The organism is Oceanicella sp. SM1341 (assembly GCF_003448965.1).
Classification (GTDB): domain Bacteria; phylum Pseudomonadota; class Alphaproteobacteria; order Rhodobacterales; family Rhodobacteraceae; genus Paroceanicella.
In genome coordinates, this window is record NZ_QRGC01000026.1 from 70,532 (window position 1) to 92,513 (window position 21,982).

The following is a 21,982-nucleotide window of genomic DNA, read 5'->3' on the forward strand; positions in this document are numbered from 1 at the left end:
CCCTCACCTCCTACACCCTGAAAGCCGCCGAATGACTCTTGCCCCCGCCGAGGCAGAACGCCTCCTCCGTTCCCGCTACGGTGATCCCGCAAAGGCACCGACCGACTACATCATCGGTTTCCGAAACTCAGTCGGGCGCGTCCTTGCCATCCATCGCACGAACCAGACCACTCGTGTCTGGTTTCAACCACCCGCACCACCGCAACTGGACGGCGTCGCGCTTCTGCCCGAGCCCAACAACGGCAACCACCATATCAACGGCCCGCTCAGACCGTTGACGCGACCAGACACTCAGCGCGCCGAGATCGACAGCCCTACAGCCCTGCAACGCTTCCTCGACTGGTACGATGGCGCGCCCGCGATGGCCCCGAAAACGCCCGATCTTCTGGAAGGCATCGATTTCACCAGCGCCTTCGCCCGCTTCCAGTCGCTGATTACCACCTTCGACGCCCCTTTTGCGCGATTTGACGAAGGACTTATCGCCGCCTGGGAAAGCTACAAGCCCCGCGTCCGTGCCGAGGCATTGACTCGCCTCGGCGCCGACAGCTGGACGCAGGATCAGGTCGGCTCCGGCGCTATCGCCGCCAAGGTCATCGCCGCCATCGAAATCCAGGCGACGCACGGCGACCTGAACAACAACATGGTATTCTGGCAGAACCGATATGGCCACGCCAACCGCGACCACCGCGCCCTGATCGAAGCGGCGACAACGGGCACCGGCCTGCGAACCCTCGAACGCCTTTTGTTCCAGCTCTATCGCACCGACCGGGACGAAGCAGCGCTGTTCGACGAATTGAGCGAAGCGACCGGCGCGAAGTACCCGCTGATGGCCTTCCTGTTCTTCCTCAAGGACATGGATCGCTTCATGCCGATCCAGCCCACCGGCTTCGACCGTGTCTTCGGCGAGATCGGCCTAGAATTCCGCACCCTGCGCAATTGCACCTGGGAGAACTACAGCCAGTTCAACGGGATCTTGAATGCCCTCCGCAAGCCAATCGCGGAACAGGCAAGACTGGACCACGTCCGCCTAATCGACGCCCATTCCCTGCTGTGGCTGTTCTCGACCCTGTTGCGTAAAGAAGCCAAAGGCGAACTGGCAAAAGGTGAAAAGGCCGACGCGCGCTACCTCGGTGCGCGGGAGAAATCGATTGCCGACATCAAGTATTCGGTGGGCAAGACGGTCTTCAACTCCAACGGTCAAGTGGTCCCGACGACGGTCAAGAACAAGGAGCTGCACATGTCCGACGCGGAGTTGGACAAGCTGATCCGGGACCTTCTCACCATCCAGGAAGACCGCTGCGCCATCACCGGCCTGCCGTTCCAGTTCCGGGGCGCACAGACTGACGACAACATGCTGCCCTCCTTGGACCGCATCGACAGCAATGGGCACTACGCCAAGGAGAACCTACAATTGGTCTGCCGCTTCATCAACTTTTGGAAGCAAGCATCTGATGACGCTGAGTTCCGCAGGTTGGTTGGCGTCGTTCGTGGCGATGACATGGAAGGGGGATAGCAGGCACCGAAACTGCGGAACGACAATCACCAGATACCTGATCGGCCCCGAGCTGCCGTTCGATCCAGGACCAAGGTGCGTCCGGTCCCTGAACACAGCCGGTATGGTTCCGGACGCTGCGAATGTCCGGCATCACCTTTGCATGCCTTTCGGGCGGCAGCGGAGCAGGCAAAGGCCCATACATACTTGGCTTCGCATTTTCACCGGCTCCAAGCATGGTTCTTTGTATTTGTATGGTAGTGTTCGGGTGAATGTTAGCGGTTGGCAGGTCACGCAAAAAGCCTACACTTAACTTTGGAGCTAGTGAGTGGGAAATGTGGCCCGCAACACCGGCTCAGAGGCCATCAAACGCAAATTGGAGTGGCGGAACCGTATCTAAGATGCTATCTCTTCCCTAAGGAGATCCCAGTGTCCAGCTATGTCGCCATGAAACAAAAATCGCACAGTGTCGCAGATGTGGTCGCGCGATTCAGTCGGCAGAAAAAATTCATGCCGGTGAAGACCTACGGACATGTCTATGCTGGGAAGGTGACCGAGCTGGCGGGAGATAGCGTCGAGCTCGACATGACTGAAGAGCTCTTGGTAGCCTTAAAGCGTCGAAAGATCATTAGCGGGCGTCGCATGGTCAGTCTCCTCGGGCAGCACCAGCGCGAGATCCGGAGCTGACCTTTTGGTCTTCGACCCATTTGGCGACTTCGACACACAGGGTTACCTGCGCAATTCTCAAGGTTTGACCGATCCAGAGTCTGTCAGGCACGTTGAGCATTCATTGTTCCTGGCAAATCTGGATGACGCAATCGACATGCTGCGCACGCGCAAGGTGATCGATTATGGCAGCTTCCTCGACGTCCACCGGATCCTGTTCGAGGACTTCTATCCCTGGGCGGGGCAGGACCGACTGACGACTGCGCCGGCGCTCTACATCACTAAGGGCGAAGCCCACTTCGCCCAGGCCACGGAGATCCGAATGGCAGTCGACTGGGGTTTGACTCTGGCTGACAGAAACCTTCTCGAAAACTGCGGGACGGTACTGGGTCAGTTTGCCCTTGGGCATCCCTTTCTGGACGGGAACGGGCGGACTATCATGCTGGTCTTCGGGGAGCTCTGCTATCGGGCAGGCTTCGGCATTGCCTGGGAGGGAACGGACAAGACCGACTACCTGGACGCTCTCACGCGGGAACTCGATGACCCCCGCCCGGCGCCGCTCAATGCTTACCTCGCCCCCTATATCGCGGCTCGAGTTCCACATGAGGCCTACTCGAAGACGCTCAATGAACTACCCGGTCTCAGTGGGATGGAGCGTTTCATCGATGAGGGGAGAGAGATCGCAGGCTACACCTCCGATCCTGGCGCTAAGAAAGCCTACGAGGCCTATATGGCTGCCCGTAATGCCGCGATACGCATCGAGCAGGTCAAGACGGTTAAATCTTGAGAATGTCACATGCTTGACTCATGGGACGGCCCACAAGTGTCTACCGCTTTTGTGCCACGCTGAGTTCGCCTACTTCCGAGATAGACGTTCAGACGCCGAGCGGTGCGCTGATGTAAGCTCCGCATTGCATACGTTCGTGCAATTTTCTGCGAACGGCAGCGCTCGTCCGTTCGTGTCGGCGCCTGGCGTAAAGTTGCGCCTTGCACGAAAGCCGCTTGGGCTGACACCCTCCATCTGCTCCCCCCAGCCCAAGCTGAAGCTATAGCACAGGCCGACCGAGGGCGCGTGCGCACATCCACCGCTCAATGCGACAGCGGGCTGCTTGCCATGGCCTCTGCCCTCTCCAGCATCCTGGACACATGGCGCAGATTGAGATCATGCTCCCCGGCAACCTGATCGATCACCTCGCAGATGGCGCCCAGGGCAGCATCACACAGCCCCCGTCGTGCGCCCTCACGCTCCGCGAAGGAGATGAGGTCTCCCTTGCCGGGGCCAGCGAGGCGCAGGATTTCCAGGCGGCTCAGGAACGGGGCGGGAAGCGTGCTCAGGCTGTTCGAGGTCAGGACCCAGCTGATCCAGGACATGTCGAACCCGACCTGGTAGTAGGGGCATTTCCAGACAGTAGCAGACGAGCGTTCTAGCAGCGGCAGCAGCCCGTCGGCCAAGCCGTAGGCCTGCCCCTTGGTCGAGGTCGGCGTCCCGGCCTTCTCGATCTCGTCGATCACCACGATTGGGTTCGCGCAGAGGCTCTGCACGATGGTCTGCAGAGGTCGGCCCGGGAAGGCCGAGCCCCAGCCGCGTTGCGAGCCGTTGACGACGAAGGAGGCCTGCTCTGCGGTCCCCTCGATGCCACAGCGCGGCACCCCGAGATGGCGACCGAGCTCGCGTGACCACACGCTCTTGCCGATCCCCGGCGGGCCATCGAGCAGCACGGGCGGCAGACGGAATCCAGGCTCCCCCACCCGCACCGAGCGACGCATCGCTTTCCAGAGGAAATCAGTCGCGGCCGCCATCCAGGGCATCTCGGCATGAATGGCCGCGGCGATCTCATCGGCGCGATGTTCGTTGACGATGCCGATCAGATCTGCCCCGCCGCGGAACGCCTCGAGCGCGCGCCGGTCATCCGAACTGAGGTGGCTGAGCCCGGACACCTTGGCGCGCGCGCCCATTACCCGGCGCGCACGGCGCAGCACCTTGTTCCGGTCCTTTTCCGAGAGCGGCACGGCGATGAGGTCCTCGTTCCAGCGCAACTCATCCTCAAAGTCTCCCGCAACCTTTGGGGACACCCCGTCATGAAGGGCACGGAGCTTGCGCAGATGCCACTCGAAGCGGCGCTTTAGGGCGAACTCGTTCTCGTCGGCATCGGCGAAGCGGGCATCGATGAACTTGATCTTCGTCATGGAGGTCCTTTCTGGCGCATGGCGCCATGCCCTCGGGCAGACGCTCTGCACGAGGGGGAAGTTGGAAAGAACCCGGCCGGATTGGCCCTGAGGAATGCCGAAAGCGCCGCTAGCCGTCAACGGCGCCCACCAGGACGGAGCACTGCCTCGGCGCATCAAAGGCCGCAAATCCGCCAGTCGCGCAAGTCATTGATATAAAAAGAAACCACCGGCTGCGGTGCAGCCGGTGGTCATTAATCCTGTGCCGGAATGGACAAATTACCCCGGAAATGGACAAGATTTAGTGGGTCCTACACCCGACCTGTGGCCGGTCAGCAACTCAACCGCACTTGGAGTGGCCGCAGGAGGAGCAGGTCATGCAGCCCTCGACCATCATCAGCGTGTACTGGCCGCAGCTCGGGCAGGCCGGGCCGCGGGGCTTCTCGCCGACGCGCATCGCCTCGGCGCGCGGGTCGGTCTTCAGGCCCAGGCCCTCGCCGGCGATGAAGCCGGTCTCGACCAGGTGACGCTCGATCACCCCGCCGATCGCCGCGAGGATGGAGGGCACGTACTTGCCCTGCACCCAGGCGCCGCCGCGGGGGTCGAACACCGCCTTCAGCTCCTCGACCACGAAGCTCACGTCGCCGCCGCGGCGGAACACGGCCGAGATCATCCGCGTCAGCGCCACGGTCCAGGCGTAATGCTCCATGTTCTTGGAGTTGATGAACACCTCGAAGGGCCGCCGGCGCCCGCCCACGATCACGTCGTTGATGGTGATGTAGATGGCGTGCTCGCTCTCGGGCCACTTGATCTTGTAGGTCTGGCCCTCGAGGGTCTCCGGGCGGTCGAGCGGGTCGGCGATGTAGACGACATCACCGGTGTGCTCGGCCACCTCGTCCTCCTTCTTGGTCTCCACCTTCTCGGCGGCGACGGAGAGGACGGAGCCGGTCACGTCGTTCGGCCGGTAGGTGGTGCAGCCTTTGCAGCCCTGGTCCCAGGCCTCCATGTAGACTTCCTTGAAGCTCTCGAAGGAGATGTCCTCGGGGCAGTTGATGGTCTTGGAGATGCTCGAGTCGATCCATTTCTGCGCCGCGGCCTGCATGCGCACATGGGCGAGCGGCGGCAGGGTCTGGGCGTTCACGAAGTAGTCGGGCAGTTCGGCATCGGCGCCGAACATGTCGCGGTACATCTGCACCGCGTAGTCGACCACCTCCTCCTCGGTGCGCGAGCCGTCGGGCTGCAGCACCTTGCGGGTGTAGGCATAGGCGAAGACCGGCTCGATGCCGCTCGAGACATTGCCCGCGTAGAGCGAGATGGTGCCCGTCGGCGCGATGGAGGTCAGCAGCGCGTTGCGGATGCCGTGCTCGGCGATGGCGGCGCGCACGTCCTCGTCCATCTCGGCGAGGGAGCCGGAGGCGAGGTATTTATCCTTGTCGAACAGCGGGAAGGCGCCCTTCTCCTTCGCCAGCAGCGCCGAGGCCATGTAGGAGGCGCGGGCGATGGCGTGCAGCCAGTCCTCGGTCTGGGTGGCGGCCTCCTCGGTGCCATAGGTGAGGCCGAGCATCAGCAGCGCGTCGGCGAGGCCGGTCACGCCGAGGCCGATGCGGCGCTTGTTCTGCGCCTCTTCCGCCTGGGCGGGCAGCGGGAAGCGCGAGGCGTCGACCACGTTGTCCATCATCCGCACCGCGGTGGCGACCAGCTCGCCCAGTTCCTCGATATCGAGGGCGGCATCGGCCGAGAACGGGTTCTTCACCAGCCGCGCGAGGTTGATCGAGCCGAGCAGGCAGGCGCCGTAGGGCGGCAGGGGCTGCTCGCCGCAGGGGTTGGTGGCCGCGATCGTCTCGCAATAGGCGAGGTTGTTCATCTTGTTGATGCGGTCGATGAAGATCACGCCCGGCTCGGCGTAATCATAGGTCGACTGCATGATGCGGTTCCACAGGTCGCGCGCCTGCACGGTGCGGTAGACCTTGCCCTTGAAGACGAGGTCCCAGCTGCCGTCGGCCTTCACCGCGTCCATGAACGGGTCGGTGACCAGCACGGAGAGGTTGAACATGCGCAGGCGGGCGGGATCGCGCTTGGCGGTGATGAAATCCTCGATGTCGGGGTGGTCGCAGCGCATGGTGGCCATCATCGCGCCGCGGCGCGAGCCCGCCGACATGATGGTGCGGCACATCGCGTCCCACACGTCCATGAAGGAGAGCGGGCCGGAGGCGTCGGCTCCCACGCCCTTCACCGGCGCGCCGCGCGGGCGGATGGTGGAGAAGTCGTAGCCGATGCCGCCGCCCTGCTGCATGGTGAGCGCGGCTTCCTTGAGCATGTCGAAGATGCCGGCCATCGAATCCGGCACCGTGCCCATCACGAAGCAGTTGAACAGGGTCACCGAGCGCTCGGTGCCGGCGCCGGCCAGGATGCGGCCGGCGGGCAGGTAGCGGAAGTCCTCCAGCGCGTGGTAGAATTTCTCCTCCCAGGCCGCGGGATCAGCCTCCACCGCGGCGAGGGAGCGCGCGACGCGGCGCCAGCTGTCTTCCACCGTCGCGTCATGCGCCGTGCCGCCCGCTTCCTTGAAGCGGTACTTCATGTCCCAGATCTGTTCGGCGATGGGGCTGGTGAAACGGGTCATGAGCGGTCTCCGGCAGGGTCGGCAACAAGGGGGCGATACTACCCCCACCGCTGCCGCATGGCAATCGGATAAACAGGGTAGAGCACAAGTGGTTGTGGTTTGCAGTGTCTGGGCCGCGATATGCAGCGTGGCCTCACTTGCCATGCCCTGCCGTCTCGTGCAAGAGATTCCTCGGGCGGGGTCCGGGGCCTCGTGTCGCGCCCTGCCCTTTCCGTCGCCGGGCGCGGCGGTTATACCCCGTCCCTGACGAAGCGAAAGGGGAGAATTCCGATGGCCGGTCCTCTGAACATGGTGAAGCTCTGCGTGGGCGCGGACGAGGTGGAAGACCTCGTGCTGTGGCAGCGCCTGCGCATGGAGGAGGCCGCCGCGGCGGGCCGCCCGGCGAATCCCCGCCATGTCACGCGCATGTGGCCCAAGCGGGCGGAGGAGATCCTCGCCGGCGGCTCGCTCTACTGGGTGTTCCGCGGCGAGATCCGCGCGCGCCAGCGCATCACCGGCTTCGAGGAAGTGTTCGGCGAGGACGGCGTTCGCCGCTGCGCCATCCAGCTCGACCCGGAGGTGGTGCTCACCCGGGTGCGCCCGCGCCGCGCCTTCCAGGGCTGGCGCTACCTCGCCGCCGAGGACGCGCCGGCCGACCTCGACGCCGCCGGCGCCGAGGACCGCGCCAGCCTGCCCGAGGCCCTGCGCCGCCACCTCGACGACATCGGCATCGGCTGAGGGCGGGCCGCGCGACCACCGCACGGGGCCGCGTTCGAATGCCTTCGTCTCCGCCTTCAGCAGGCCCGTTTCGCGACGTTTTTCCGTGACCGGCACGCGGGCCGGTTTCCCGGGCCCGCCGGCGGCGCCGGTTGCCTTGCGGCCCCGGGCGCGGGGCGGGCGAAGCGGCCGTCGAGCACCCTGCCCTCCTCCGGCACGCCGAGCCAGCGCAGCATCGGGATCACCCGCGCGCGCGAATTCGCGTCAGCGTTCCTGCCCGGATCTGCTCGCCCGGTGCAATCTCCCGCAGGCTTCCCCGCCTTCGGAGGTGCGCTGAGCCGGGCCCGGCGGCGGGGGGGCCCCGCGCTACGGCCTTCGCTGCGCAAGCCGGGCGGCGGGCCGCGCGCTCGGGTCAGCCTGTCTGCCCCTGCGGGCTTTCCCCGCCTGCCCGACCGCCGTCGTCGGATGCAGTGAGCGGCCGCGCCCCGGGTCCGGGGAAGGCAGCCGCCGGGCCGGCGCCTGCCCGGTGAATTCGTCGGATGCGACGAGCCGGGCGCCCGCCGGCCGTGCCAGTCTCCCCCGGGACAGGACGCATCGCAGGGAGGCGGCAGATGCCCGAAGCCTACATCGTAGCCGCGAAGCGCACCGCCGGCGGCCGGCGGAAGGGCGCGCTCTCCGGCTGGCACCCGGCCGATCTCGCCGCCGAAATCGTCGATCATCTCGTGGCGGTCACCCGGGCCGATCCGCAGGCCGTCGACGACGTGATCGTGGGCTGTGTCGGCCAGGTGGGCGAGCAGAGCTTCAACATCGGGCGCAACGTGGTGCTGGCCTCCGCCCTGCCCGAGAGCGTGCCGGGCACCACGGTCGACCGGCAGTGCGGCTCCTCTCAGCAGGCGCTGCATTTCGCCGCCCAGGCGGTGATGTCGGGCACCCAGGACATCGTCATCGCCGCGGGGGTGGAGAGCATGAGCCGGGTGCCCATGGGCCTCGCCTGCACGCTGCCGCGCAGAAACGGCTTCGGCAGCTACGTCTCGCCGCGCATGCAGGCGCGCTATCCCGGCATCGAGTTCAGCCAGTTCGACGGGGCCGAGACCATCGCGCGAAAATACGGCTTCACCCGCGAGCGGCTCGATGCCTACGCGAAGCAGAGCCACGAGCGCGCCGCCCAGGCCACCGCGCGCGGCCAGTTCGCCGAGGAGATCCTGCCCGTGCCCGCCCGCACCGCCGAGGCGGGCGAGACCGGGGTCCTGCACCTGCATGACGAGGGCATCCGCCCCGACACCAGCCTCGCCGGGCTCGCGGGGCTTGAGCCCCTCGCCGAGGGCGGCCTGCTCACCGCCGGAAACGCCAGCCAGATGTGCGACGGCGCCTCCGGCGTGATGGTGGTGAGCGATGCCGGACTGAAGGCGCTGGGGGCCGAGCCGCTGGCGCGCCTGCACCACATCAGCGTGCATGGCGGAGACCCGGTGGTGATGCTCGAGACCCCCATCGAGGCCACGCGCCGCGCCCTCGCCCGCGCCGGGATGACGCTGGAGCAGGTCGACCTCTTCGAGGTGAACGAGGCCTTCGCCCCCATCCCGCTCGCCTTCATCGAGGCGCTCGGCGCCGACCCCTCGCGGGTCAACGTGCGTGGCGGGGCGATCGCGCTCGGCCATCCGCTGGGCGCCTCCGGCACGCGGCTGATGACCACGCTGGTGCATGCGCTGCGCCGGCGCGACGCGCGCTTCGGCCTGCAGACCATGTGCGAGGGCGGCGGGCTCGCCAATGTCACCGTGGTGGAGCGGCTGTGATGGCGGGGCCGGCGCTCGTCGAGGTCGCGGTGGAGGGCAATGTCGCCGTGCTCACGCTCGCGAACGGGGCCACGCGAAACGCGCTCAGCCTCGGGATGCAGGTCGAGCTGCTCGCCGCGCTCGACGCGGTGGAGGCCGACCCGGGCCTGCATGCGGTGCTGCTCACCGGCCGGGGCAAGGGGTTCTGCTCGGGCGCCGAGCTGGGCGGGTTGCGGGCGGAGGGCGGCGAGAGCCTGGGCGAGACCGTGGCACGCCGGATGGCCGAGACCACCCATCCGCTGATCGAGCGGCTGCGCGGCTTCCCCCGGCCGGTCGTCGCGGCGGTGAACGGGGCCGCGGCGGGCATGGGCGCGAGCCTCGCGCTGGCCTGCGACCTGGTGGTGGCCGCGGAAGACGCCTTCTTCGTGTTCCCCTTCGCCCCGGCGCTCGGCCTGGTGCCCGATTGCGGGGCGACATGGCACCTGGCCCGGAGGCTCGGCCCCGCCCGGGCCATGCGCCTCGCCCTCACCGGCGAGCGCCTGGCCGGGCCCGAGGCCGCCGCCATCGGCCTCATCGCCGAGGCGGCGGCGCCCGGGGCGCTGACGGGGCGTGCCCTCGCCCTCGCCCGTGCCGCCGGGGCCGCCCCGCCGGGCATGGTGGCCGAGCTGCGCGCCGCCTTCGACGCCGCCCTCACCTGCGGCTTCTTCGAGCAGCTCGAATACGAGCGCATCCGCCAGCGCGCGCTGCTCGACGGCCCGGCCTTCGCCGAGGGCCGCGCCGCCTTCCTGGAGAAGCGCCGGCCGGATTTCCGCAAGGTCCGGCCATGACCAACCGTCTCACCGCGATGCTGGGCATCCGCTACCCCATCGTGCAGGGCGGCATGCAATGGGTGGGCTATGCGGAGATGGCCGCTGCGGTGTCGAACGCGGGCGGGCTCGGCACGCTCACCGCCCTCTCCCAGCCCGACCCCGAGGCGCTCGCGCGCGAGATCGCCCGCACGCGGGAGATGACCGACAGGCCCTTCGCGGTGAACCTCACCGCGCTGCCCTCGATCGCCCCGCCGCCCTTTCCCGAATACGTCGACGCCATCGTGCGGGGCGGCGTGAAGGTGGTCGAGACGGTCGGCCCCTCGCGCCGCGACTTCGTGGAGACCTTCCGCGCCAACGGCGTGCGCATCATCCACAAGTGCACCCAGGTGCGCCACGCGCTCGCCGCACGGCGCGCGGGCGCCGACGTGATCTCCATCGACGGGTTCGAATGCGCCGGCCACCCGGGCGAGAAGGACATCCCCAACCTGCTGCTCGTGCCCCTCGCGGTGCGCGCGCTCGATATCCCGGTGATCGCCTCGGGCGGGATCGGCGACGGCCGGGGCCTCGCCGCCGCCCTCGCCATGGGGGCGGAGGGCATCAACATGGGCACCCGCTTCTGCGCCACGCGCGAGGCGCCGATCCACGAGAACATCAAGCGCGCGCTGGTGGCGGCGAGCGAGCATGACACCCGGCTGATCTTCCGCACGCTGAACAACACCGCCCGGGTGCTGGCCAACGCCATCTCCGAGGAGGTGGTGGCCACCGAAACCCGCCCCGGCGGCTGCAGCTTCGAGGACATCCGCCACCTGGTGGCCGGCGCGCGCGGCCGCGCGGCGCTGCAGGCGGGCGAGGTGGATGGCGGCATCGTCACCGCCGGCCCCGTGGTGGGGCTGATCGACGACATCCCGAGCTGCGCCGAGCTGATCGGGCGGATGATGGAGGAGGCCCGGCGCCACCTGGCGGCCGGGCTGGCGGCGCTCGGCTGAGGCGCCGGAGGGGAGGAGAGATGCGCACTTTCGGACGCGGGATCGGCCTGCTCACGCGCGGCCTCGTGCTGCTGGGCGGCGCGAGCGTGGCGCTGATGATGCTGCACGTGAGCGCCGAGATCGTGCTGCGCGCGGCCTTCAACCGGCCGCTGCCGGGCACCATCACCATCGTGGCGAACTATTACATGATCTTCGCCGCCTTCGCGCCGCTCGCGCTGCTCGAGCAGCGCGACGAGCACATTTCGGTGGACATCTTCACCGCCGCCCTGCCCGCCCGGACCCGGCGCCTGCTGGAGGTGGCGGTGCGCGGGCTCACGGTGGCGGTGCTCACGCTGCTCGCGCTGCGCACCGGGGCGGAGGCGCTGGCCAAGGCCGCGATCGGCGCCTCGGTCACGCAGGGGGCCTCCTCGGTGCCGGTCTGGCCGGCGTATTTCGTGCTGCCGCTGGGCGCGGGGGCCATGGCGCTGGTGGCCGCCATCCGCATGGCCGAGGCCGCGATGGGCGGTGATGCCGGCCTGCCCGGCCCGCCTGCCGGGGAGCGCGCGGAATGAGCGATGTCGCCATCGGCTTCTCGGGGCTGGGGGTGCTGCTCGTGCTGCTCGCCCTGCGCACGCCCATCGGGGTGGCGCTGATCGCGGTTTCCTTCGGCGGGCTCTGGGTGCTGATGGGCTGGCGGGTGGCCTGGGGCGCGCTCGGCACCCTGCCGTTCCAGTTCGCGGCCAACTGGGTGCTGTCCTCGGTGCCGATGTTCCTGCTGCTGGGCTTCATCTGCTACCACACCCGGCTCACCGAGGGGCTGTTCGCGGCGGCGCGGCTCTGGCTCGGGCGGCTGCCCGGCGGGCTGGGAGTGGCGGCCATCGCGGGCTCGGCGGGCTTTGCGGCGGTCTCCGGCTCCTCCATCGCCTGTTCGGCCACCATGGGCCGCATCGCCGTGCCCGAGATGGTGAAGGGGCGCTACGACCCGGGCTTTGCCACCGGCATCGTGGCCGTGGCCGGCACCATCGGCGCGCTCATCCCGCCCTCGATCATCATGATCCTGTTCGGCATCGTGGCGCAGGAGAGCATCGCGGCGCTGTTCCTCGCCGGCATCGCGGCGGGGGTGATCACCGCGCTCGCCTACGCGCTCCTGGTGATCGTGCGGGTGCGGCTGAACCCCCGGCTGGCGCCGCCGGCCGCGGTGCACGCCACCCGGCGCCAGAAGCTCGCCGCCCTGCGCGACACCTGGCCCATCGCCGCCACCATGGTGGGCATCTTCGCCGGGCTCTTCGGCGGCATCTTCACCCCCACCGAGGCCGGGGCGGTGGGCGCCGCCCTCGCCACGCTGGTGGCGCTGGTGCGGGGCAGCTTCACCCGGGCGCGCTTCGCCGCCGCCGTCACCGAGACGCTGATGGCCACCGGCATGCTGCTGTTCGTGGCCGTTGGCGCGAGCCTGCTCACCCGGTTCCTCGCGCTCTCGGGCGCCTCGGACGCGCTGTCGCGCCTGCTCATCGGCACCGACGTGCCCTTCGCGCTGATGATGCTCGGCCTGGTGCTGGTCTACCTGGTGCTGGGCATGTTCCTCGAACCCATCGGCGCGATGCTGCTCACCCTGCCCGTCGTGCTGCCGGTGGTCGAGGCCTACGGCATGTCGCCCATCCTGTTCGGCGTCGTGCTCACCAAGCTGCTGGAAATCGGCATGCTCACGCCCCCGGTGGGCATGAACGTCTTCGTGATCAAGAGCGTGGTGGGCGGGCTCGTGCCGGTCCAGGCCATCTTCCGCAACGTGGCGGTGTTCATCGTGGTGGATCTCGCCATCGTGGCGCTGCTGATCGCGGTGCCGGGGCTGGCGCTGTGGCTGCCGGGGCACCTGTGATCGTCGCAACCGACGAGGCAGCGCCCGGCCCCGCGCGCCAGACTGGGGCAAACGATGCGACTCGCAACCAGCATCGCGAACCCCCGGGAGGATGACATGATCAGCAGACTGACCCTCGCCGCCGGCGTGCTGGCGCTCAGCGCCGGCGCGGGCGCCGCCCAGACCCTCACCTATGCCACCGGCTTCCCGCCCGGCTCGGACGCGGTGCTGGCCGCCGAGACCTATGCCGCGGCGATGGAGGAGCACTCGGGCGGCGCGCTCTCGGTGAAGGTGTTTCCCATGTCGCTGCTGAGCTTCGCCGAGACCTCCTCGGGCCTGCGCGACGGCATCGCCGACATCGGCTGGGTGGCCACGGCCTATTTCCCGGCCGAGTACCCGCACATAAACCTCATCGCCGAGCTGTCGCTGCTCACCACGATGGACGATGTCGAGGGCCGCGAGGGGCTGGCCTATGCCGGGGCGATGGCCGAGTACATCTTCGGCGCCTGCGCCGCGTGCCGGGCCGATTTCGCCGCACAGAACCAGGTGTTCACCGGCGCGGCCTCCTCCACCCCCTACGGGCTGCAATGCACCGGGCCGGTGGCGAGCCTCGATGCGCTGAAGGGCAAGCGCCTGCGCGTGGCGGGCTCGCAATGGTCCCGCTGGGCGCAGGCGGTGGGGGCGACACCGGTGTCGCTGCCACTCAACGAGGTCTACGAGGGCCTCAGCCAGGGGGTGATCGACTGCGTGATCACCTCCGCGCCCGAGATCACCAACATGGGGCTGATCGACGTGGTGAAGGCGGTGGACATGTCCACCCCCGGCGGGGTCTATGCCGCGAACGGGCCGGTGAACATGAACGCCGCCACCTGGGCCGCGCTCTCCGACGAGGGCCGCGAGGCGGTGCTGCGCGCCGGGGCCGCCTTCGCCGCCGATGTCTCCTGGCGCTACGAGGAAGGCGCTGCACGCGCCCTCGAGGCGGCGCGGGAGAAGGGCGTGGAGGTCACCGCGCCCGACCCCGCGCTCTCGGAGGCCACCGCCGCCTTCATCGCGCAGGACCTCGACTCGATCGCCACCTACTACGCCGAGACCCACGGCATCGCGGATGCCGGCGAGATCGTGGCCGCTTTCCGGCCCATCCTGGAGAAATGGATCGGCCTCACCCGCGAGGTGGGCTCGGCCGCGGAGCTGGAGCAGCTCTACTGGGACGAGGTCTACTCGGGCGTGGACGCCTCCACCTACGGGCAGTAACCTCGGCGCGGAAGAAACGCCCCCCGGCGGCCGCCGTGCCGCCGGAAGGGGCGTCATGGTGCGCCCGGGGGGGGGGGGAGGCGGTGTCGCAAGCACAACTGACCAGCGCCCGCGGTCTGGGCCCGAAACTCGAGGCGCCCCGGATCGGCGGCAACGTGGTGGGGCGCGCAGAGCACGTGCGGCGGCTCACGGCCGCGGAGGGCGTGCGCCTCATCCTGCTGCACGCGCCCTCGGGCTTCGGCAAGACGGTGGCCATGGCGCAGCTGCTCGATGCCATGCGCGACGGTGGCAGGGCCACGGCCTGGCTCACCCTCGACAGCGCCGACAACGACGCCTCCCGCCTGGTGGCCGGCCTGCAGGCGGCGCTCGACCGCATCGCGGGCGGCCCGGCGCCCGGGGCTGCGGCCGACACCGAGGGCGCGGCCATCGTCGGGCTGCTGGAGCGGATGGCGGCCCTGCCCGAGCCCTTCGCCCTCTTCCTCGACGATTTCGAGACCCTGCGCGAGGGCGGCGTGCTCACCCTCGTCGCCCGGCTGATCCAGACCCTGCCGCGGCACGGGCGGCTGGTGGTGGGCAGCCGCAGCATGCCCGAGCTGCCCATGGCCCGGCTGCGCGCCACCGGGGAGATGCTCGAGCTCGACATGCGCGCGCTGAGCTTCACCCGCGACGAGACGCGCTCGTTCCTCGCCGGCGCGGGCGGGGCGGAGCTGGAGGAGGCCGAGCTCACCCGGCTGCATGCCAAGACCGAGGGCTGGCCCGCCGCCCTGCGCCTCGCCTCCATCGTGCTGGCCGGGACGGCCGACAGGCGCGGCTTCGTGCAGGCCTTCTCCGGCTCCGACCGGCTGGTGTCGGACTATCTCGCCGAGAACATCCTCGACACGCAGGCGGAGGAGGTGCGCGGCTTCCTGCTGCGCACCAGCATCCTGCGCGCGCTCGAGCCGGAGCTGTGCGAGGCGCTGGTGCCCGGCTGCGACGGGGCGGCGCTGCTCGAGCGGCTGGCGGCGGCCAACGTGCTCATCACCCGCATCGACGGGCCGGCGCCGGTGTACCGCTTCCACTCGCTCTTCGCCGCCTACCTGCGCGCCCGCCTCGCCGCCCGCCACCCGGCCGAGCTGCCGCGCCTGCACGCCGCCGCCATGCGCTGGTATCTCTCGAAGGACCGCCCCGTGCCCGCCATCGACCACGGGCTCGAGGCCGGGGAGACCGGCCGCGTTCTCGAACTGGTCGGCGAGGTGGGGCAGGCCTGTCTCGAGCAGGGGCGCATCCGCCTGCTCACCCGCTGGTTCGACATGCTGCCCGAGGCGCTAGTGGCGGGCGCGCCGCGGCTGTGCCTGATGAAGGCCTGGGCCCTGTGCTTCACCCGCGGCCCGCGCGAGGCGGCCGACGTGCTCGACACCCACCGGCTCGAGGCGCGGCCCGGGCCCCTGGGCGCGGAGGCGCTCTCGATCCGCACCATGATCCGCGCGATGAGCGACGATTTCCCCGGCGCCGCCGAGACCGGGCGCGCGGCGCTGGCCCGCGCCGGCTGCGCCTCGCGCTACAGCCGCACGGTGCTCGCCACCTGCATGGCCAATGCCTTCTCGGTGCTGGGCGCGCCGGACGCGGCGCTCGCGAACCTCGACGAGGCCCGCGCCGGGCTCGGCGGACCGGCCGAGGACGCCTTCAACACCATGTACTCGGAATCGGTGCAGGGGCTGATCGACCTGCAGGAAAACCGCTTCCGCGAGGCCAAGGCCCGCTTCCGCCTCGCCGCCTCCGCCCGCCATTCCGACGACCGGCGCCGCTTCAACGGCAATGCCTGGGCCGGCGTGCCGCTCGCCTGCGCGCGCTACGAGGAGGACGCGCTGGAGGAGGCCGAGCACCTGCTGCAGGTCTTCCTGCCCATCCTGCGCGACGTGAGCCTGCCCGACCACCTGGTGCTGAGCCATGTCACCCTGTCGCGCATCGCCTTCCGCCACGGCCAGGTCGACCACGCCTTCGGCTACCTCGCCGAGCTCGAGCAGGTGGGGCTGCGCCGCAGGCTCGCCCGGGTGGTGGCCGGGGCGCGGCTGGAGCGCGCCCGGCTCTACCTGCGCCAGGGAAACCTCGCGGCGGCGCGCCACCAGATCGACCGCGCCCGCGACGACGCGCTCTGGGCGAAGGTGCGCGCGCTGCGCCTGCCGGCCAACGACCTCGACACGCTGGAGATCACCGAGGCGCGGGTGCTGCTGGAGGAGGGCCGGGCGGCCGAGGCGCTCGCGATCCTGGAGGCCGAGGCCGCCGCCGCCCTGCCCCGCCAGCGCCGCCGGCGCCTGCTGGTGCTCGACTTCCTGCGGGCCGGCGCCCTGCTGCGCCTCGGCGAAACCGCGGCCGCGCGGGAGACGGCGGGCAAGGCGCTGCGCATCGCCGCGCGCGAGGGCTACCGCCGCCTGCTGCTCGACGAGGGCGAGACCGTGGCCGACGCGGTGCGCGCCTGGGCGGGCCCGGCGCTGGCGGGTGACCTCCCCAGGCGCGAGCCGGTGTTCGCCGAGTGGCTGCAGTCGATCGTGCAGGCGCTGGGGCCGGGCCGCGCGCCCGGGCCCGCCGAGGCCCCCCGCGCCGCGCCGCTCGACCCGCTCACCCGCAAGGAACTGCAGATCCTGCGGCTGCTCTCGGAGGGCTATTCCAATGCCGCGATGGCCGAGAAGCTCTTCGTCTCCGACAGCACGGTGCGCACCCACCTGCGCAACATCAACTCGAAGCTCGACACCGCCAGCCGCACCCAGGCCGTGGCCGCCGCGCGCCAGCTCGGCATCCTGGGCTGAAGCGGCGCCGGGGCCGCGCGGGCCAGAATCGTCGGTAGCGACGATGCCCCGCCCCCGGCCCGCGGCTAGCACCGGAGACAAGCGCCGCAAGACCCGCGCCAAGGCGGGCCGGCAAGGGAGGACAGCATGTACCTGACACAAGCGCTGCACAAGGCCCGCCGCGAGCGCCCGGACGCGCCCTTCACCATCCATGCCGGCCGCCGGCAGGGCTGTGCCGCCTTCGCGGATCGCGTGGCCCGCCTCGCCGGCGGTCTGCGCGGCCTGGGGCTCGCCCCCGGCGACCGGGTGGGCATGCTCGCCGCCAATTCCGACCGCTACATCGAGTACATCTTCGCCACGCTCTGGGCCGGCGGCGTGCTCAACCCGGTCAACACGCGCTGGACCGTCTCAGAGATCGCCTTCTCGCTCGAGGACAGCGACACGCGCATCCTCATCGTCGACGACGCCTTCGCGCCGCTGGTGGAGGCGCTGCGCGCCCGCTGCGCCGCCGATCTCGCCATCGTCCGCCTCGGGGCGGCCGCGATCCCCGGCGCGCAGGATTACGAGGCGCTGATCGCCGCCTCCGCGCCGGCGGAGGACGCGCTGCGCCACGACGAGGACCTCGCCGCCATCCTCTACACCGGCGGGACCACCGGTGCGCCCAAGGGCGTGATGCTGAGCCACCGCAACATGTACACCGACGCGCTCGCCCTCACCGCCGCGGCCGACCATGGCGGCGACGCGCCGGGCCTGCACGTGGCGCCGCTGTTCCATGTCGGCGGGCTCGCGGTGGTGTTCCAGTTCGCGCTGCGCCGCGCGCCCCAGGTCACCCTGCCCGCGTTCGAGCCCGGCGAGGTGCTGCGCCTCATCGAGGCCGAGCGGGCGGGTGACGTGTTCCTCGTGCCGGTGATGCTGCGCATGCTGCTCGACCACCCGGACATGGCGCGGCGCGATGTCTCCTCGCTGCGCTCGATCCGATACGGCGCGGCACCCATCGACACCGCCCTGCTCGGCCGGGCCATGCGCGCCTTCCCCCGCGCGGGTTTCCTGCAGGTCTACGGCCAGACCGAATGCGCCCCCGTGGTGACCGTGCTCGCCCCGCAGGACCACACGTCGGACCCGCGTGCCGCGCACATGCGCTCGGCCGGGCGGCCCATCGCCACCGCCGAGATCCGCATCCTCGACCCCGCGGGCGGCGAGTGCCCCACCGGCGAGGTGGGCGAGATCGTGGTGCGCGGCCCCACCGTGATGCAGGGCTACTGGCGCCGCCCGGAGGAGACCGCCGCCGCGCTGGGGGACGGCTGGATGCACACCGGCGACGCCGGCCGCTTCGACGCGCAGGGCTACCTCTACGTGGTCGACCGCATCAGGGACATGATCATCACCGGCGGCGAGAACGTGTATTCCGTCGAGGTGGAGAACGCGCTGGCCCGGCACGAGGGCGTGTCGCTCTGCGCGGTGATCGGCGTGCCCGACGAGACCTGGGGCGAGCGCGTGCACGCCGTGGTGCTGTGCCGGCCCGGCGTCACGCTCTGCGCCCGCACGCTCACCGAGCACTGCCGCGGCTTCATCGCCGGCTACAAGGTGCCGCGCAGCTTCGAGTTCGTCACCGAGATGCCGCTCTCGCCGGCCGGCAAGGTGCTGAAGAAAGACCTGCGCGCCCCGCACTGGGCCCGGGCCGACCGCCAGGTGAGCTGAGGAGAGCGCATGCGACCCCGACTGCATTTCGAGCCGGAGCACGACATGTTCCGCGACAGCGTTCGCCGGTTCCTGACCGCCGAGATGGCGCCGCAGGTGGCCCGCTGGCGCGCCCAAGGCCATGTCGACCGCGAGGCCTTCCTGCGCATGGGGGCCGAGGGCTACCTGTGCATGTGGGCGGGCGAGGAGCACGGCGGCCTCGGCATCACCGACCTGCGCTTCGACCAGGTGCTGCAGGAGGAGACCGTGCGCCTCACCGACCCCGGCTTCTTCCACAACGCCCATTCCAGGCTGGTGGGCCCCTACCTCGAGCGGCTGGCGACGCCTGCGCAGAAGGCCCGCTTCCTGCCCGGCGCGGTGCGCGGCGAGACCATCCTCGGCATCGCCCTCACCGAACCCGACGCGGGCTCCGACCTCGCCGCCATCCGCACCCGCGCGGACGAGCAGCCCGACGGGAGCTGGCGGCTCGACGGCGCCAAGACCTACATCTCCAACGGCGTGATCGGCGATCTCTTCGTCGTCGCCGCCCGCACGGGCGAGGCGCGCGGCCGGATCGGGCTGTTCCTCGTGACCTCCGACATGGCGGGCTTCTCGCGCGGGCGGCACCTGAAGAAGATCGGCCTGCACGCCCAGGACACCGCCGAGCTGCGCTTCGACGCGGTGCGCGTGCCGGCGGAAAACCTGCTCGGAGACCCCACGCGCGGCTTTGCCTACATGGCCGAATGCCTCGCGGTGGAGCGGCTGATGAGCGCCATCACCTCCATCGCCCATGCCCAGGCGGCCTTCGAGCTGACATGCGCCTTCATCCTCGAGCGCCGGGCCTTCGGCAAGCCGATCGCCGCCTTCCAGAACACCCGCTTCCGCATGGCCGAGATGCGGGCCGAACTCGACGCCGCGCAATCCTTCGTCGACCGCTGCGTGTGCCTTGCCAACGAGTCCCGTCTCAGCGCGGAGGCCGCCGCCGCCGCCAAGCTCGCCACCTCCGAGACCGAGGGACGGGTGATCGACCAGTGCGTCCAGTTCCACGGCGGCGCGGGCTACATGGAGGAGTACCGCATCGCGCGCATGTATGCCGATGCCCGGATCAGCCGGGTCTATGCCGGGGCGAGCGAGATCATGCTCGAGATCATCGGCCGCGGGCTCGGCCTCGGCGAACGCGACCTGACGTGAGGGCGGCCATGAGCGACGCGATCATCTTCGAGCACGTGCGCACGCCCCGCGGCCGCGGCCGCCCGGACGGGGCGCTGCACGCGGTCACACCGCTGAGCCTCGCCGCCCAGACACTGGCCGAGCTGCGCAGGCGGGCGGGTTTCGCGCCGGCCGAGATCGCCGACACCGGGCTGGGCATCGTGATGCCGGTGGGCGAGCAGGGCTGCGACCTCACCCGCTTCGCCCTGCTCGAGGCCGGCTGGGGCGAGGGCGCGGCGGGCTACCAGCTCAACCGTTTCTGCACCTCCGGGCTCGACACGGTGCGCATCGCGGGCGCGCTCGTGGCCTCCGGCCAGGCCGAGGCGGCGGTGGGCGGCGGCGTGGAGAGCATGAGCCGGGTGCCCATCGGCTCGGACGGCGGGGCGGCCTATTCCGACCCCGCCCTGCTCGCCCGGTTTCCCTACGTGCCCAACGGCCTGGCCGCCGACCTGATGGCGAGCCTCGACGGCACCACCCGCGCCGAGGCCGACAGCTATGCCGCCGAGAGCCAGGCCCGCGCCGCCGCCGCGAGGGCCGAGGGCCGCTTCGCGCGCGCGCTCTTCCCCGTGCGCGGCCCGGGCGGCGAGGTGGTGCTGGAGGAGGACGAGGCCATCCGCCCCGCCACCACGCCCGAGACCCTCGCCGCCCTGCCGCTCGCCTTCGAGGCGCTCGGCGCCCTCGGCTACGACGACCTGCTGCGCGACCGCTACCCGGGCCTTGAGCGGGTGGAGCACATCCACACCGGCGGCAATTCGAGCGGTATCGTCGACGGCGCCTGCGCCGTGCTGGTGGGCTCGGCCGCCTGGGGGCGGGCAAACGGGCTCACCCCCCGGGTGCGCATCCGCGCCTGCGTCTCCCTCGCCTCCGAGCCGCATCTCTCGCTCGCCGGCGTGGTGCCGGCCACCGACGCCGCCCTCGCCCGGGCCGGCATGCAGATCGGCGACATCGACCTCTTCGAGGTGAACGAGGCCTTCGCCGCCGTGCCGCTGCGCTACGCCCGCCACTACGGCATCGACCGCGACCGGATCAACGCGAACGGCGGCGCCATCGCCCTGGGCCACCCGCTGGGCGCCACCGGGGCGATGCTGCTTGGCACGCTGATCGACGAGCTGGAGCGGCGCGACCTCGGCACCGGTCTCGTGACCCTCTGCGCCGCTGCCGGCCAGTCCACCGCCATGATCGTGGAGCGCTTCCGATGACCCGAGCCGCCCCCGCCGGCCCCCCTGCCACCGGCGCGCTGACCCTCTCCCTCGCCGGGCTGGAGTTCGACGGCTTCGCCGCAGCGCTCCGCGCCGCCCTCGCCCGCGCCCCGACGGGCCTGCTGCTCGACGCCCGCGACGGGCCGGGGCCGGAGCTGAACCCTCCCGGCGCGCTGCTGGCCCGTTTCGGCACCGCCCCCCCGCGCGACGCGGCCGAGGACCGGGCGCGCGCCCTCAGCGCCTGCCTGCGCGAGATGGAGACATCCGGAGTGCCGGTCGCCTGCCTCTGGTCCGGCCCGGCCTTCGCGCCCGGCTGGGAGATCATGCTCGCCGCCCATGCGCGGTTTCTCGAAGGCGACGCCCCCGCCTCGGCCCCCGCCACCGGCCTGCTGCCGGGCGGCGGGGCGGTGCAGCGCCTCGCCCGCCTGCTCGGGGTGGAGGCCGCCTCGGCCCTGCTCAGCGGCAGCCCCGCCGACGGCGCGGCTCTCGAAGCCTCCGGCCTCTGGACTCGCTGCGAGCCCGGCACCGCCGAGGCCCTAGCGCGGGCGTGGCTCGCCACCGCCGGCGTCGCCCGCCAGCCCTGGGACGAGCGGGGCTACCGCATCCCCGGCGGCACCGGCGCCACCGCGCCCCATGCCGCGCGCAGCTTCGCCCTGCCCGCCATCGCCGCGCGCGGCCGGGGCCATGACCGCGAGCCCGCCCCCCTCGCCCTGCTCCGCGCGCTCTACGAGGGCACGCAGCTGCCGATGGACGCCGCCCTCGCCCGCGAGGCGCAGATCGCGGGCGCCCTGCTCGCCGAGGGCACCGCCCTGCGCCGCCTGCGCGACCTGCCGATCCTGACCTTCTGCA

Annotated in this window: 16 protein-coding genes and 1 pseudogene; 15 read left to right on the plus strand and 2 right to left on the minus strand. The window is 70.6% G+C overall.

Annotated elements, in window-relative coordinates:
• Positions 1 to 31: 31 nt before the first annotated feature.
• The 3 genes from D3P35_RS26570 (at position 32) to D3P35_RS19760 (ending at position 2,945) form a co-directional block, all read left to right on the plus strand.
• Positions 32 to 1,513 (plus strand): hypothetical protein, encoded by a 1,482-nt coding sequence (locus D3P35_RS26570; protein WP_198670711.1) that lies wholly within the window; start codon positions 32 to 34, stop codon positions 1,511 to 1,513.
• A gap of 408 nt (positions 1,514 to 1,921) precedes the next feature.
• Positions 1,922 to 2,179, plus strand: coding sequence for a hypothetical protein (locus tag D3P35_RS26310; RefSeq protein ID WP_157982236.1), 258 nt, complete (start codon positions 1,922 to 1,924; stop codon positions 2,177 to 2,179).
• Positions 2,180 to 2,183: 4 nt separating this feature from the next.
• The gene (locus D3P35_RS19760; RefSeq protein ID WP_118137066.1) at positions 2,184 to 2,945 is read left to right on the plus strand and encodes a Fic family protein; all 762 of its coding nucleotides are present in this window, start codon (positions 2,184 to 2,186) and stop codon (positions 2,943 to 2,945) included.
• Positions 2,946 to 3,247: 302 nt separating this feature from the next.
• Here D3P35_RS19760 and D3P35_RS19765 read toward each other — a convergent pair whose 3' ends face one another.
• Positions 3,248 to 4,345 carry an AAA family ATPase gene (locus D3P35_RS19765; RefSeq protein ID WP_118137068.1) on the minus strand — a complete coding sequence of 366 codons (1,098 nt, stop codon included), beginning with the start codon at positions 4,343 to 4,345 and terminating at the stop codon, positions 3,248 to 3,250.
• Between the two features lie 319 nt (positions 4,346 to 4,664).
• A complete protein-coding gene (locus D3P35_RS19770) occupies positions 4,665 to 6,944 on the minus strand; it encodes an adenosylcobalamin-dependent ribonucleoside-diphosphate reductase (RefSeq protein WP_118137070.1) in 2,280 nt (759 codons plus the stop codon).
• A 270-nt stretch (positions 6,945 to 7,214) separates the two neighbouring features.
• Between D3P35_RS19770 and D3P35_RS19775 the strand changes: the two genes are divergently transcribed.
• The 12 genes and pseudogenes from D3P35_RS19775 to D3P35_RS19830 all read left to right on the plus strand — a co-directional run.
• Positions 7,215 to 7,661, plus strand: a complete 447-nt coding sequence (locus D3P35_RS19775; RefSeq protein ID WP_118137072.1) for a DUF1489 family protein — start codon at positions 7,215 to 7,217, stop codon at positions 7,659 to 7,661.
• Between the two features lie 590 nt (positions 7,662 to 8,251).
• Complete coding sequence (locus D3P35_RS19780; RefSeq protein ID WP_118137074.1) at positions 8,252 to 9,430, plus strand: acetyl-CoA C-acetyltransferase; 1,179 nt, start codon at positions 8,252 to 8,254, stop codon at positions 9,428 to 9,430.
• A complete protein-coding gene (locus tag D3P35_RS19785; RefSeq protein WP_118137076.1) occupies positions 9,430 to 10,236 on the plus strand; it encodes an enoyl-CoA hydratase/isomerase family protein in 807 nt (268 codons plus the stop codon). Before D3P35_RS19780 ends, D3P35_RS19785 begins: the two co-directional genes overlap by 1 nt.
• A complete protein-coding gene (locus tag D3P35_RS19790; protein WP_118137078.1) occupies positions 10,233 to 11,204 on the plus strand; it encodes a nitronate monooxygenase family protein in 972 nt (323 codons plus the stop codon). The genes D3P35_RS19785 and D3P35_RS19790 overlap by 4 nt, the downstream gene beginning before the upstream one ends.
• A 20-nt stretch (positions 11,205 to 11,224) precedes the next feature.
• On the plus strand, positions 11,225 to 11,755 hold the full coding sequence (locus D3P35_RS19795; protein ID WP_118137080.1) for a TRAP transporter small permease: 531 nt from the start codon (positions 11,225 to 11,227) through the stop codon (positions 11,753 to 11,755).
• A complete protein-coding gene (locus D3P35_RS19800; RefSeq protein WP_118137082.1) occupies positions 11,752 to 13,056 on the plus strand; it encodes a TRAP transporter large permease in 1,305 nt (434 codons plus the stop codon). The genes D3P35_RS19795 and D3P35_RS19800 overlap by 4 nt, the downstream gene beginning before the upstream one ends.
• Before the next feature lie 96 nt (positions 13,057 to 13,152).
• Positions 13,153 to 14,286 carry a C4-dicarboxylate TRAP transporter substrate-binding protein gene (locus D3P35_RS19805; RefSeq protein ID WP_118137085.1) on the plus strand — a complete coding sequence of 378 codons (1,134 nt, stop codon included), beginning with the start codon at positions 13,153 to 13,155 and terminating at the stop codon, positions 14,284 to 14,286.
• A gap of 83 nt (positions 14,287 to 14,369) precedes the next feature.
• Positions 14,370 to 17,069 carry a LuxR C-terminal-related transcriptional regulator gene (locus D3P35_RS19810; protein ID WP_118137087.1) on the plus strand — a complete coding sequence of 900 codons (2,700 nt, stop codon included), beginning with the start codon at positions 14,370 to 14,372 and terminating at the stop codon, positions 17,067 to 17,069.
• A gap of 126 nt (positions 17,070 to 17,195) precedes the next feature.
• Positions 17,196 to 18,746 (plus strand): long-chain-fatty-acid--CoA ligase, encoded by a 1,551-nt coding sequence (locus D3P35_RS19815; RefSeq protein ID WP_118137089.1) that lies wholly within the window; start codon positions 17,196 to 17,198, stop codon positions 18,744 to 18,746.
• A 9-nt stretch (positions 18,747 to 18,755) separates the two neighbouring features.
• Positions 18,756 to 19,916 (plus strand): acyl-CoA dehydrogenase family protein, encoded by a 1,161-nt coding sequence (locus tag D3P35_RS19820; RefSeq protein WP_118137091.1) that lies wholly within the window; start codon positions 18,756 to 18,758, stop codon positions 19,914 to 19,916.
• Positions 19,917 to 19,924: 8 nt separating this feature from the next.
• A complete protein-coding gene (locus tag D3P35_RS19825; RefSeq protein ID WP_118137094.1) occupies positions 19,925 to 21,133 on the plus strand; it encodes an acetyl-CoA C-acetyltransferase in 1,209 nt (402 codons plus the stop codon).
• Positions 21,130 to 21,982: pseudogene (locus D3P35_RS19830) on the plus strand (enoyl-CoA hydratase/isomerase family protein); the annotation flags it as partial. The gene D3P35_RS19825 and the pseudogene D3P35_RS19830, both read left to right, overlap by 4 nt.

Coding starts and splice junctions, on each gene's coding strand:
- D3P35_RS19770 (WP_118137070.1), bottom strand. CDS start 6,944: ATGACCCGTTTCACCAGCCCCATCGCCGAACAGATCTGGGACATGAAG.
- D3P35_RS19815 (WP_118137089.1), top strand. CDS start 17,196: ATGTACCTGACACAAGCGCTGCACAAGGCCCGCCGCGAGCGCCCGGAC.
- D3P35_RS19825 (WP_118137094.1), top strand. CDS start 19,925: ATGAGCGACGCGATCATCTTCGAGCACGTGCGCACGCCCCGCGGCCGC.
- D3P35_RS19800 (WP_118137082.1), top strand. CDS start 11,752: ATGAGCGATGTCGCCATCGGCTTCTCGGGGCTGGGGGTGCTGCTCGTG.
- D3P35_RS26570 (WP_198670711.1), top strand. CDS start 32: ATGACTCTTGCCCCCGCCGAGGCAGAACGCCTCCTCCGTTCCCGCTAC.
- D3P35_RS19790 (WP_118137078.1), top strand. CDS start 10,233: ATGACCAACCGTCTCACCGCGATGCTGGGCATCCGCTACCCCATCGTG.
- D3P35_RS19785 (WP_118137076.1), top strand. CDS start 9,430: ATGGCGGGGCCGGCGCTCGTCGAGGTCGCGGTGGAGGGCAATGTCGCC.
- D3P35_RS19780 (WP_118137074.1), top strand. CDS start 8,252: ATGCCCGAAGCCTACATCGTAGCCGCGAAGCGCACCGCCGGCGGCCGG.
- D3P35_RS19805 (WP_118137085.1), top strand. CDS start 13,153: ATGATCAGCAGACTGACCCTCGCCGCCGGCGTGCTGGCGCTCAGCGCC.
- D3P35_RS19775 (WP_118137072.1), top strand. CDS start 7,215: ATGGCCGGTCCTCTGAACATGGTGAAGCTCTGCGTGGGCGCGGACGAG.
- D3P35_RS19765 (WP_118137068.1), bottom strand. CDS start 4,345: ATGACGAAGATCAAGTTCATCGATGCCCGCTTCGCCGATGCCGACGAG.
- D3P35_RS19795 (WP_118137080.1), top strand. CDS start 11,225: ATGCGCACTTTCGGACGCGGGATCGGCCTGCTCACGCGCGGCCTCGTG.
- D3P35_RS19820 (WP_118137091.1), top strand. CDS start 18,756: ATGCGACCCCGACTGCATTTCGAGCCGGAGCACGACATGTTCCGCGAC.